Genomic DNA, 13,036 nt, shown 5'->3' with positions numbered 1-13,036 from the left:
ACGGTAAAAATTCAGACACCAAGCAGTTCGGTCAACACCGGCATCTTTGCGCTCAACTCGGATGCAGCAAAGGTCTCGACGATCTGACCATGCTCCATCACGTAAAACCGGTCCGCCAACGGAGCGGCGAAGCGGAAATTCTGTTCCACCATGACGATGGTGTAGCCCTTCGCTTTCAGGGTGGTGATCATGCGCGCCAGGCCCTGCACGATGACCGGCGCCAGGCCTTCGGAAATCTCGTCCAGCAGCAGCAGGCGCGCGCCGGTGCGCAGGATGCGCGCCACCGCCAGCATCTGCTGCTCGCCGCCCGACAGCCGCGTGCCCTGGCTGTGCTTGCGTTCCTCCAGGTTGGGGAACATGGCGTAGATTTCCTCGATCGGCATGCCCTTCTCGCCGGTGGCCAGCTGCGGCGGCAGCAGCAGGTTTTCCTCGGTCGACAGCGACGCGAAAATGCCGCGCTCCTCGGGGCAGTAGCCGATGCCCAGGTGCGCCACCTTGTGGGTCGGCAGCTCGATGGCTTCCACGCCGTTTACCTTGATCGAGCCCTTGCGCGCGCCGGTCAGGCCCATGATGGCGCGCAGGGTGGTGGTGCGGCCGGCGCCGTTACGGCCCAGCAAGGTCACCACCTCGCCCGGCTGCACCGAGATGTTCACGTTGTGCAGGATATGCGATTCGCCGTACCACGCCTGCAGATTGCTGATTTCCAGAGCGGCCGCCATCAGTGCGCTCCCACCAGTTCGGTCGCTTCGGTGCCCATATAGGCTTCCATTACCTGCGGGTTCTTCGACACCTCGGCATAGCTGCCTTCGGCCAGCATGGCGCCGCGCTGCAGCACCGAAATCTTGTCGCAAATACCCGATACCACGTTCATATTGTGTTCCACCATCAAAATGGTGCGGCCGGCCGATACCTTCTTGATCAGCTCGGTTACGCGGTGCACGTCCTCGTGGCCCATGCCCTGGGTCGGTTCGTCCAGCAGCATCAGCTCCGGCTCCATGGCCAGGGTGGTGGCGATCTCCAGCGCGCGCTTGCGGCCGTACGGCATGTCCACCGTCACGGTGTCGGCGAACTCGGTCAGATCCACCTCGGCCAGCAATGCCATGGCGCGCGCGTTGAGCTGGTCCAGCGAGCGTTCGCTCTGCCAGAAATGGAAGGTGGTGCCCAGCTGGCGCTGCAGGCCGATGCGCACGTTCTGCAGCACCGTCAGGTGCGGAAAGACAGCGGAAATCTGGAAGGAGCGGATCACACCCATGCGCGCGATGTGCGCGGGCTTGGCGGCCGTGATGTCCTTGCCGTTAAACAGGATCTGGCCCGAGGTCGGCACCAGGAACTTGGTCAGCAGGTTGAAGCAGGTGGTTTTGCCGGCCCCGTTGGGACCGATCAAGGCGTGGATGTGGCCGCGCTGGACCTTTAAATTCACGTCGTTAACAGCAGTGAAACCCTTGAATTCTTTGGTCAAATTTCTTGTTTCCAAGATGAAGTTTGACATCGTATCTCCTGATTATTCTTTATAAACTGCCAAATTTCCAACCGATCATACACACAAAAAAAATCGTGAACAATACAGTATAAATACCATCAAGATAGCAAGTTTGGCTACAAGCTCTGCGGTTTGATTTAGCACAAAGATCAGGCGGATTTCCAGCTGGAACGTATCATCTGTGCGGCTTTCTCCGCGATCATGATGGTCGGCGAGTTGGTATTACCGGAAGTGATAAAGGGCATCACGGAGGCGTCCGCCACCCGTAGTCCAGCTACACCGCGCACACGCAATTCGCTGTCGACCACGGCCGAAGTGTCGTTTTTTCGTCCCATGCGGCAAGTTCCCACCGGGTGGAAGATGGTGGTGCCGATGGCGCCGGCCGCCGCCGCCAATTCCTCGTCGGTCTGGAACGCCGGGCCGGGCTTGAATTCCTGCGGCTGGTATGGCGCCAAAGCAGGCGCGGCGGCAATGCGGCGCGTCAGCTTGAGCGCGTCGGCCGCCACCTGGCGGTCTTCCGGCGTGCTCAGATACATCGGCGTAATCTTGGGCGGCGCATAAGAATCCGCGCTGGCAATGCGCACATGGCCGCGCGACGTGGGACGCAGATTGCACACGCTGGCCGTAAAACGCGGGAAACGCGTGCAGCGGGTCGCCGAACTTTTCCAGCGACAGCGGCTGCACGTGGTATTGCAGGTTGGGCGTGGCCTGGGCAGCGTCCGAGCGCGCGAAGGCGCCCAGCTGGGACGGCGCCATCGACATCGGTCCGCTCTGGAACAGCGCGTATTCCATACCGATGCGCATCCTGCCGAACCAATTGCTGGCCAGCACGTTCAACGTCTTCACGCCGTTCACTTTGAACACCATGCGCAGCTGCAAATGGTCTTGCAGATTGGCGCCTACGCCCGGCAAATCGGCCACCGGCTGAATGCCCAGCTCATGCAGCATGCCCGCCGGCCCGATGCCTGACAGCTGCAGCAGCTGCGGCGAACCGACCGAGCCGGCCGCCAGGATGGTTTCGCGCGTGGCGTGCGCCTGCCACTGCGTGCCGCCGCCCGTGAACTGCACGCCCTTGCACACCGGCCCCTGCTCGCCCTGCTCCACCAGCAGCTTCTCCACATGGCAGCCGGTCATCAAGGTCAGGTTGGGGCGGTTGGTGGCCGCCTTCAGGAACGCCTTAGCCGTGTTCCAGCGGATGCCGCGCTTCTGGTTCACCTCGAAATAGCCGCAGCCCAGGTTGTCGCCGCGGTTGAAATCGTCCACCTTGGGAATGCCGGTCTGCTCGGCCGCGTCGCGGAACGCATCCAGGATCTGCCAGGACAGGCGCTGCTTTTCCACACGCCATTCGCCGCCCGCGCCGTGGAAATCGTTGGCGCCGCCGTGGTGGTCCTCGCTCTTGCGGAACAGCGGCAGCACCGCATCCCAGCGCCAGCTGTCGTCGCCGCAGACTTCGGCCCAGCGGTCGTAGTCGCCGGACTGGCCGCGCATATAAATCATGCCGTTGATGGACGAACTGCCGCCCAGCACTTTGCCGCGCGGATAAATCAGGCTGCGCCCGTCCAGGCCGGGGTCGGCCTCGGTGCGGTACAGCCAGTCCGTGCGGGGATTGTTGATGCAGTGCAGATAACCCACAGGGATATGTATCCACAGGTAATCGTCCCTGCCGCCGGCCTCGATCAGCAGCACTTGCACGTCTTTATCGCGCGTGAGGCGGTTGGCGAGAACACAGCCGGCAGTGCCGGCGCCGATGATGATGTAGTCGAACTGTCCTGCAGATTCCAAAGGCCACTCCTGAAAGGGTAGATCAGACTGCTTGCATTTCCTTGACCAGGGTTTCCACCAGCCGTCCCGCCGGCATGCCGCGCGCCCGGTTGACGCTGCTGCCGCACCACAGCGACATCCACTCGGTGTCGCCGCGCCGCGCCGCCTCGCTGCGGATGCTGCCGGTCAGCGCGTTCTGCACCGGGTAGGCCGGCACCTGCAACTCCACGTCCGCCATCATCTGCATGAAGCGGTTTTCCAGCCCGCGCGCATAACGGCCGGAAAAAGCCCGCGTCTGCCGGGTCGGGCGATCGCCCGCCGTCAGCAAGGCCTGCTTGTAGGCCGGATGAATGCCGGATTCGTTAGTCACCAGGAAAGCCGTGCCCATTTGTACCGCCTTGGCGCCGGCTGCCAGCGCGCGCCGGATATCCTTGCCGTCCATGATGCCGCCGGCCGCGATCACCGGTAGGCGCACCGCCGCCACCACCGCCGGCAGCAGCTCGAAAGTGCTCAGCGTGGCATCCGTCTGCGCACCGATGAAAGTGCCGCGATGCCCGCCCGCCTCCACGCCGGACGCCACCACCGCATCCGCGCCCGCCGCCTGCCAGGCCAGCGCCTCCGCAATCGTCGTCACCGTGCCGATCACGGCAATGCCGGCCGCGTGCAAACGAGCCACCTGGTCCGGGCTGAGGATATCGAACGTGAAACTCGCCACGGCCGGCCGCAATTCCAGCAAGGTTTCAAACTGCGCGGCAAAACTCTCGCACCACTTGGCGGGCGTGGGCAGCTCGTCCCAGCCCAGCGCCTGGTACACCGGTTTCAACAGCTCTTTGGCGCGCTCCACGTCGTCCGCCGCCGGCGCAGGCATGCCCTGGACGAAGAAATTGATCAAAAACGGCTGGTCGGTCAGCGCGCGGATGGCCGCCACCTGGCTGCGCAAGGTATCGGGCGACAGCAGCGACCCGGCCAGCGAACCCAGCGCGCCGGCATTCGACACGGCCGCAACCAGCTCCGGCGTATTGCTGCCGCCGGCCATTGGGCCTTGGATGATGGGATGGGAAAACAGGGACAGCAACTCCATGACAGCCTCCTGGCGCCTGTTGATAACTATCTGGATATCCACAGGCATGGTTTGTGAGTAAGCAAAAGCGAAACCCGGACGCCAAAAATTGTCCAGATACAGTCCTTCCGCCGTACACCGTTTACGCGCCGCGTTGTACAAGACGCAAACGACTGATTCTAATCCAGTTAACCCGGTTATCCACAGAAAAGTGGCGACGTTAACAACTACTATTATTTTGTATACACAGCTTTAAAGTAAACCAAAGGCGAAAACTGCGACACATCCGCAACGAATGTTGGCGACTCGAAAATTTGATTCTCACCAACTTGCTGCTTGCAACTATACTGAAAAGGCAGCGCATACCCAGCCGAGAGCCGGAGTTACCGTGGCCAAACAGAGCAAAAAAACGGAAATCGTCCGCTCCCAAGCATACTTGCGCTTCCGCCAGCGCTTGCTGTCCGGCTTGCTGACCATGGCGCTGATCGCCATTGCCGTAGTCGCCTGGCAACTGCACGCATCCTATGTCGACCGCGAAGCCGGCTTGCGCCGCCAGACCCAGCACTTCGCCCGCGCCATGGAAGCGCACGTGCTGTACGCCATCCAGTTTGCCGACTTGTCGCTGATCGGATTCTCCAACGCCATCAAAGTACTCCCCCCAGATAGCCCGGCCGACACCATCTCCACCCTGCTTTCCTCGCGCAGCAGCTCGTTTACCCACGATTTCTGGATCAGCTTTATCGACGCCAACGGCAAAGGCGTGGCCACGTCCAACCAGCTGCCCATCAAAGGCGTCGACTACAGCGACCGCGACTACTTCCAGTTCCACAAAAACAGTACCTCGCCGCACCAGCTCTTCATAGGCGGCCCCACTGTCGGCAAAGTGTCGAAACTGAAATTGTTTTACCTGAGCCGCAGGGTGGAAAGCAAGGACGGCCAGTTCCTGGGCGTCATCGTCGCCCCGCTGGACGCCGTCCGTTTTGCCGAAGTGTTTGAAAATTCCCGCATTACCGACGACGTCTCTATCACCCTGGTCCACCACAACGGCCGCATCATCGCCCGCGCTCCCAAGTTTGAAGAAGCCTACAACCTGGACCTGTCGCGCGGCGTACTGTTTTCCGCCCTGAAAAATGGCCCCGTCGGCACGTTCCGCACGCCCAGCCAGGTGGACAAAGTCTCCCGGCTATTCAGCTACCGGTCCCTGGACAAGCTGCCGCTCATCATTGTGGTCGGCGGCACCGACAAAGACGCGGTCTGGTTCGCCAGCCCCACTTTCATCGTCGGCAGCGCGGGGTTGATTTCGCTGCTGGCGCTGATACTGCTTAGCGGCATGTTCGCGCTCAAATCCTATGCCAGGCTCGAAGAGCGCGAACTGCGCTACCGCCAGCTGTACGGATCGAGCCGCGAGATGGAAGCCAAGCTGTCGGCCAGCGAAGAAAGGCTGCGCCTGATCGCCGACAACCTGCCCATCCTGATCACCTACATCGACCGCGACGAACGCTACACCTTCACCAACCGTCGCTTCGACGAAGTGTTCGGCCTGTCGCGCGGCGGCGCGCTGGGCCGCAAAGTGGAAGAAGTGGTGGGTCCGGCCGCGTACGCGCTCTCCAAACCCCACCTGGACAAGGCCCTGGCCGGCCGGATCGTCTATTTCGAGCGCCCGCTGCAGACCAGGGACGGCCTGCGCTGGGACGGCATCACCTACGTCCCCGATTACGGCGCCGACGGACCAGTGCGCGGCCTGTTCGTCATGGCCGAAGACGTCACCGCCCGGCGCGCGAGCGAAGAAAACCTGAAATTGGCCGGCCTGATGTACCAAAACAGTAGCGAAGGCATGATGGTGACGGACGTGGACGGCAAAATCCTGTCCGTCAACCCCGCTTTCTCTCGCATGAGCGGCTACACGGAAGACGAAGTGAAAGGCCACTTCGCTTACGAACTGACCTCCGGCCTGCAGGACCAGGAATTTTTCCGCAAGATGCATCAGGCGCTGCGCGAGAGCGGCCAATGGGAAGGCGAAGTCTGGCACCAGAACAAGCAGGGCGAACACTACCTGGTATCGCTGCGCTTCAACGCCGTGTTCGACGAAAACGGCAAGGCCTACCGGCGCGTCGCGCTGTTTTGCGACATCACGAAGAAAAAAGCCACCGAAGAGTTGATCTGGCGCCAGGCCAATTTCGACGCCCTGACCAGCCTGCCCAACCGCCGCATGTTCCAGGAAAGAATGCGGCAGGAAATGAAGAAAGCCGACCGCACCGGCCTGCCGATGGCGCTGGTGTTCATCGACCTGGACGGCTTCAAGGCCGTCAACGACACCTTGGGCCACGCCATGGGCGACATCCTGCTGAAAGAAGTGGCAGAACGGTTCAGCCACTGCGTGCGCGGCACCGACACTGTGTCCCGGCTGGGCGGGGACGAGTTCACCGTCATCCTGGGCGAGCTGAAAGACTGTAGCGATGTGCAGCGAATCGCCCAGCAAATCCTCACCAGCCTGGCGGCGCCATTCAAACTGGGCCAGGAAATCGTCCACATTTCAGCCAGCATCGGCATTGCGCTCTACCCGGAGGACGCCACCGACCCCGAAATCCTGTTGAAAAACGCCGACCAAGCCATGTACTGGGCCAAACAGCAAGGGCGCAACCGCTACCACTACTACTCGACCTGCGTGCCTGTTGATAAGTCCATGGATATCCACAGGACGAGATGTGAGTAAGGAAGCGGATAGTCCACTGCTCTACATTTATCCAAGTTTTACCCCTCAACTGGTACAACGTTTGTCCAGCACCTTATCTTTTCTCTAAATCCATGATTTTGAAGGCGTTAAGCTAGTTATCCACAGCGAACTGGACGTTTACTATTACTATCATTTTATATAAAAGCTTTAGTTAACAAACTAAAGAAGCCGCGGATTGGGCAGCAAAGGACTGCAGACCAAAAAAACATGAAAAAAGCCAGATTGTGGATAAGGTCCTGCATATCCACAGGACGACTTGTGCGTAAACACCCCAGTTCTGCACAGCGAAAATCTTGTCCAGAAGTCGTCCTGCCTAGATACAATGCTTGTTCAGCGGCTTGTAAACGCCGTAAACCCCTGATTCTTAGCCTGTTAACAGACTTATCCACAGAAAAAGGCCGGTTTACTATCTACTACTATTTTTTATATATATTTTTGTTGTAAACCTATAAAAACACGCGAAGCGGAAAAAACGGAGGAAAAATGCGTCTTGGCATCATCAGCGCACTCGCTGAAGAACAAAACGGACTGATCGAAGCCATGGAAAGCCCAGTGAAGGCCAGCTACGGCATGCGCGGCTACACTGCAGGCAAGCTGTGGAACGTCGATACTGTCTGCGTGCTGTCCCGCATAGGCAAAGTAGCCGCTGCAATGACTGCCAGCATCCTTGTGGAAAAGTTTGGAGTTACCCACATCGTCTTCACCGGCGTTGCCGGGAGCGGCGATGTCGGCGTCAGGGTCGGCGATATCGTGGTGGCTGACAGCCTGGTCCAGCACGACATGGACGCCAGCCCGCTGTTTTCGCGTTTCGAAATCCCCTTGACCGGCCTCTCCCACATCGCCAGCGACCGCGAACTGACGCGCCGGCTATCGTCGGCCGCCCGCGATTTCCTGCAAAGCGAGCCCGGCAGCTCCCAATTCCACCGCGGCCTGATCGCCAGCGGCGACCAATTCATCAACAAACGCAGCCAGATTGCCGCCCTGAAGGACGCGTTGCCCGAATTACTGGCAGTAGAAATGGAAGGCGCAGCGGTTGCGCAAGTGTGCTTCGAGCTTGGCATCCCCTTCAGCGTGATCCGCACCATCTCCGACAACGCCAACGAAGACGCCGCCGTCGACTTCATGCACTTCGTCCAAACCGTCGCCTCCCGCTACGCCTACGGCATCCTCAAAAATTTCTGCATCCCCACCTGAAAATGGGGTCAGGGTTAGTTTTCGCCTGTGCACAACTGCGGACTTACCCACAACCCTTGCTTCAAAAACGGGGTCAGGGTTAGTTATTTTCGGGAGCGCGGTCTGCCTGGAGGGTTGATACCGCAAGAGAGATTGGTCATTTCCTCGACCTTGTGGAGAAAGTCGGAATTACCCACAGGCTTGTTGTGGTTCAGGGCGTTGCGTATGGTGTGCAGGAGGTCGTCGCTAAGATGGTGGCCGAAGAGCTCGCGGTACGCTGCGCGGCGCTCGTCTAGACCTTTGCCGAGCCCTCTGAACAGCGGATGGGGTGTAATGAGCGGATGACGCTCGCCCTGCGCGTTGGCGCGAAAGCTGCTCCACCGGTATTCGCCGGGAGCCTGGACCATGTGTGCGCGCACCGGATTGAGTTCTATGTAGCGATAGCAGTGCATCAGATACGCATCTGCCTGCACCAGCGAGGAACGGTACCGGCTGTCCCACAGCGTGCCCGACCTGCCATACTTCTTGTTGATGAAGCGCACGTAGCGCCGCCCGATGGACATGAAAATGTTCGCTACGCACTCGTGGCGAGCCGGCGTCAGCAGCAGATGCACGTGGTTGGTCATGAGCACATACGCGTGCAGCGCGCATTCGTGCTCATCGATGGCTGCGCCCAGCCAATGGAGATAAAACTCGAAATCCTCGTCGTCAAAAAAGCACGCGGCGCGATTGTGGCCGCGCTGCACCAGGTGAAGCGGCACATCATCGAGCTGGATTCGGGGTGGGCGGGCCATTCGGGAAGCTTAGACCAACACAGCAACTGCACCATGACGCTGCGCAAGCACTGCGCAGTTTCAGCAATGGCCCTGGGAAAATATTTCCGAATTAATTAACCCTGACCCCATTTTGGACCCCATTTTGGGGGCCGGGCGGGGAGGTAAAAAAAAGCCAGGCGGGGTGCCTGGCTTCGGGGGAGCGTGGAGACTTAGGCGCTGAGGGTCATCAGACTGGCGTTGCCGCCGGCTGCCGTGGTGTTGACGCACAGGGCGCGCTCGGCCACCAGGCGCCACAGGGGGATGGCTTCGTCGGCCGAGGTGTCGATAACGGCCACCAGAGCCCCGTCACGGGCCGCCAGCTGCTCGCGTACACCCGGGGCCAGGGCGGACTCAACCAGGGCCACCTGGAAGCTGCAATCGATGCTGCTGAGGTTGTTGACTTGCTTGATCTGGTCCAGTGCGGCCGCCGGCAGGTCGGCGGGCAGGGATTTGCTCACCACCACGGCCCGGTTGCCGGTCGCGAGGACGGCGGCGATCTGGTTCAGCAGCACGTCGGCCGAGTCGGCCAGGCAGACCACGTTGCCGCGCGGGGCGAAGCTCAGGGTGTTGCGCTCGCCGGTCGGACCCGGCAGCTCGATGGTGCTGCCCAGGGCGGTGCTGTGGGCGTACTGGTCGGCCAGGGACACCAGGCGCTCGCGGCCCTTGCCCTTGGCCCATACTTCCAGCGCGTCCAGCGCCGGGGTGGCCAGGCGGGCGTGCTGGGCGGGCGTGACGGCGCCGCGCTGCAGGCGTTTCAGGTACAGCGGGCCGCCCGCCTTGGGGCCGGTGCCGGACTTGCCTTCGCCGCCGAACGGTTGCACGCCCACCACCGCGCCGACGATGTTGCGGTTGATGTAGATATTGCCGACGTGGGCGCGGGCGGTGATGAAGTCGATGGTTTCGTCAATCCGCGAGTGCACGCCCAGCGTCAGGCCGTAGCCGCTGGCGTTGATCTGCTCGACGATCTTGCCCAGGTCGGCGCGCTTGTAGCGGATGACGTGCATCACGGGGCCGAATACTTCCTTGCTCAGTTCGTCCAGCGAGCGGATTTCGAGCACCGTGGGCGGCACGAAGGTGCCGGCTGCGGCCAGCGGGACGTTCAGCGAGAAATGGTCCACTGCCGACTTCTTCATCGTTTCGATGTGGTTCAGCAGATTTTGCTGCGCTTCGCTGTCGATCACGGGGCCGATGTCGGTCACCAGGCGGTCAGGATTGCCGATGTTGAGTTCGCCCATCGCGCCTTTCAGCATTTTGATGGTCTTGTCGGCGATGTCTTCCTGCAGGAACAGCACGCGCAGCGCGGAGCAGCGCTGGCCGGCGCTGTCGAAGGCGGACGAGATCGCGTCCTGCACCACTTGCTCGGGCAGTGCGGAGGAGTCGACGATCATGGCGTTCTGGCCGCCGGTCTCGGCGATCAGCGGGATGTCCGCGCCTTCGGCCGCCGCGCGCTTGGCCAGGGTGCGGTTGATCAGCTGCGCCACTTCGGTGGAGCCGGTGAAGATCACGCCTTTCACGCGCGCGTCGTTGCACAGGCCGGCGCCGACCACTTCGCCGCGCCCGGGCAGGAATTGCAGCGCGGCGCGCGGGATGCCGGCTTCGTGCATCAGTTCCACCGCGCGGTGCGCGATCAGCGGGGTCTGCTCGGCCGGTTTGGCCAGCACCACGTTGCCGGCCGCCAGCGCGGCGGCGGCCTGCCCGGTGAAGATGGCGAGTGGGAAGTTCCACGGGCTGATGCAGGTGACGGGACCGAGCGCCAGCGTGTTGGCCGAGGTGCCTACCTGCTGCGCGTAATAGCGCAGGAAGTCCACCGCTTCGCGGATTTCGGCGATGGCGTTGGGCAGCGATTTGCCGGCTTCGCGGATGGCCAGCGCCATCAGTTCCAGCATGTTGTGCTCGAACAGGTCGGCCGCGCGCATCAAGGCGGCGGCGCGCTGCGACGGTTCGGTGCTTTGCCAGTCCATGGCATATGCGCTGGCGCTGGCCAGCGCGCTGTCGACGTCGGCGGCGCTCGCTTCGGTGACGGTGCCCACCACGTCGCTGCGCTGGGCGGGATTGACCACGGCTTCCGACGGCTGGCCGATGGTCAGCGCGCCGGCCAGCAGCGGGCCGGCGCTCCAGCTGCGCGGCTCGGCCAGCGTGGCGGCCACCTGGCGCAGCACGTCTTCATTGGACAGGTCCAGGCCGGCCGAATTGCGGCGCTCGGCGCCGAATAGCTCCAGCGGCAGGCGGATGGCCGGATGCGGCTGGCCGCCCTGCTCGCGCGCGGCGTCGATCGGGTTCTTGATCAGCGCTTCCACCGGTATCGATTCGTCCACGATCTGGTTGACGAACGAGGAGTTGGCGCCGTTTTCCAGCAGGCGGCGCACCAGGTAGGCCAGCAGCGTTTCGTGCGAACCGACCGGGGCGTAGATGCGGCAGGCCTTGTCCAGGTTGTCCTTGCCCACCACCTGGTCGTACAGCGATTCGCCCATGCCGTGCAGGCACTGGAATTCGTAGTTGCTCACGCCCGCTTCCTTGGCCCAGGTGTAAATGGTGGCCAGGGTTTGCGCGTTGTGCGTGGCGAACTGGGCGAAGATGCGGTCGGTGGCGCCCAGCAGCTTTTGCGCGCACACCAGGTAGGACACGTCGGTGTACACCTTGCGCGTGTAGACCGGGTAGCCGGGCATGCCGTCCACCTGGGCGCGCTTGATCTCGGCGTCCCAGTAGGCGCCCTTCACCAGGCGCACCATGAACTTGCGGCCGCTGCGCTTGGCCAGGTCGATCAGGTAGTCGATCACGAAGGGGCAGCGCTTCTGGTAGGCCTGCACCACGAAGCCGATGCCGTCGAAGCCTTCCAGCGCCGGCTCGAAGGCCATCGCTTCCATCAGGTCCAGCGACAGCTCCAAACGGTCGGCTTCTTCGGCGTCGATGTTCAGGCCGATGTTGTATTGCTTGGCCAGCAGCACCAGCGAAGTCAGGCGCGGCAGCAGTTCGTCCATCACGCGGGCGTGCTGGGCGCGCGAGTAGCGCGGGTGCAGCGCGGACAGCTTGACCGAGATGCCGGGACCGTCCTTGATGCCGCGCCCGTCCGAGGCGCGGCCGATGGCGTGGATGGCGGTTTCATAGGCGGCGTAGTAGTTGGCCGCGTCCGCTTCGGTCAGCGCGGCTTCGCCCAGCATGTCGTAGGAATAGCGGTAGCCGCGTTCTTCGTTCGGCTGGCCGTTCTTGATGGCTTCGGCGATGGTCTGGCCGGTCACGAACTGGTTGCCCAGCATGCGCATGGCCAGGTCCACGCCCTTGCGGATCAGCGGTTCGCCGCCCTTGGCAATCAGGCGCGTGATGGCCGAGCCCAGGCCCTGCTCGCTGCTGGAGCTGACCAGCTTGCCGGTCACCAGCAAGCCCCAGGTGGCGGCGTTGACGAACATGGACGGCGATTCGCCCAGGTGCTTGCGCCAGTCGCCCTTGCTGATCTTGTCGGCGATCAGGCGGTCGGCGGTGGCACTGTCGGGGATGCGCAACAGTGCCTCGGCCAGGCACATCAGCGCCACGCCTTCTTCCGACGACAGCGAAAACTCGTGCATCAGCGCGTCCACGCCGGAGGCGCGGGTGCGCTCCTTGCGTACCGACGACACCAGGCGGTGCGCCAGCGCTTGCGCTTCGGCGGTGCCGCTTTCGCGCACCTGGCCCAGCAGCCACTGCACGGCGCCGGCTTCGTCGCGGCGGTAGGCGGCTGTGATGGCGGCGCGTTGCGGGCTGGGCTCGCGCAGGATTTCGGCTTGCAGGGTGGAGAACGGAGTGGCCGGAGCCGGGTTGGCTGCTTGCATGAAGAGACGCTTTCTACAATGGGAATTTTTGACGCGCACACAGTAAAAACGCTCGTCCGGCACCAGGCTGGGCGAGCGTATTCGGCGGTGCTGCTAATGATTCGATTGTAGAAGGATTTCTTCTGGATTAATTCTGGTATTACTAAAGACTAGCCATACATAGTTTTTGATGAGAGAATTTAACCAAATATAATTTGAGGGGGATAACTC

7 protein-coding genes and 1 pseudogene are annotated in these 13,036 nt (G+C 62.0%); 2 read left to right on the top strand and 6 right to left on the bottom strand.

Going from position 1 to position 13,036, the window contains the following annotated elements:
- Nucleotides 1–11: 11 nt before the first annotated feature.
- The 4 genes and pseudogenes from ACFJI2_RS27050 to ACFJI2_RS27035 all read right to left on the bottom strand — a co-directional run bounded on the left by ACFJI2_RS27050 (nt 12) and on the right by ACFJI2_RS27035 (nt 4,322).
- Nucleotides 12–719, bottom strand: a complete 708-nt coding sequence (locus ACFJI2_RS27050; protein WP_132134119.1) for an ABC transporter ATP-binding protein — start codon at nt 717–719, stop codon at nt 12–14.
- On the bottom strand, nt 719–1,489 hold the full coding sequence (locus ACFJI2_RS27045) for an ABC transporter ATP-binding protein (protein WP_025595421.1): 771 nt from the start codon (nt 1,487–1,489) through the stop codon (nt 719–721). The genes ACFJI2_RS27050 and ACFJI2_RS27045 overlap by 1 nt, the downstream gene beginning before the upstream one ends.
- Nucleotides 1,490–1,629: 140 nt before the next feature.
- Nucleotides 1,630–3,262 (bottom strand): annotated as a pseudogene (locus ACFJI2_RS27040) (GMC family oxidoreductase).
- Between the two features lie 22 nt (nt 3,263–3,284).
- The gene (locus tag ACFJI2_RS27035) at nt 3,285–4,322 is read right to left on the bottom strand and encodes an NAD(P)H-dependent flavin oxidoreductase (RefSeq protein WP_377702649.1); all 1,038 of its coding nucleotides are present in this window, start codon (nt 4,320–4,322) and stop codon (nt 3,285–3,287) included.
- Between the two features lie 367 nt (nt 4,323–4,689).
- Between ACFJI2_RS27035 and ACFJI2_RS27030 the strand changes: the two genes are divergently transcribed.
- Complete coding sequence (locus tag ACFJI2_RS27030) at nt 4,690–7,014, top strand: diguanylate cyclase domain-containing protein (protein ID WP_377702648.1); 2,325 nt, start codon at nt 4,690–4,692, stop codon at nt 7,012–7,014.
- A 504-nt stretch (nt 7,015–7,518) separates the two neighbouring features.
- The gene (locus ACFJI2_RS27025) at nt 7,519–8,229 is read left to right on the top strand and encodes a 5'-methylthioadenosine/adenosylhomocysteine nucleosidase (RefSeq protein WP_377702647.1); all 711 of its coding nucleotides are present in this window, start codon (nt 7,519–7,521) and stop codon (nt 8,227–8,229) included.
- An 83-nt stretch (nt 8,230–8,312) separates the two neighbouring features.
- Here ACFJI2_RS27025 and ACFJI2_RS27020 read toward each other — a convergent pair whose 3' ends face one another.
- Complete coding sequence (locus ACFJI2_RS27020; protein WP_377702646.1) at nt 8,313–9,002, bottom strand: transposase; 690 nt, start codon at nt 9,000–9,002, stop codon at nt 8,313–8,315.
- Between the two features lie 191 nt (nt 9,003–9,193).
- Complete coding sequence (putA, locus tag ACFJI2_RS27015; protein ID WP_377702645.1) at nt 9,194–12,826, bottom strand: trifunctional transcriptional regulator/proline dehydrogenase/L-glutamate gamma-semialdehyde dehydrogenase; 3,633 nt, start codon at nt 12,824–12,826, stop codon at nt 9,194–9,196.
- Between the last annotated feature and the right edge of the window lie 210 nt (nt 12,827–13,036).

Source organism: Pseudoduganella sp. UC29_71 (assembly GCF_042693265.1).
Taxonomy (GTDB): Bacteria; Pseudomonadota; Gammaproteobacteria; order Burkholderiales; family Burkholderiaceae_D; genus Rugamonas.
The sequence above is the reverse complement of the archived record's forward strand: the minus strand, read 5'-3'. Positions and strand labels throughout refer to the sequence as shown.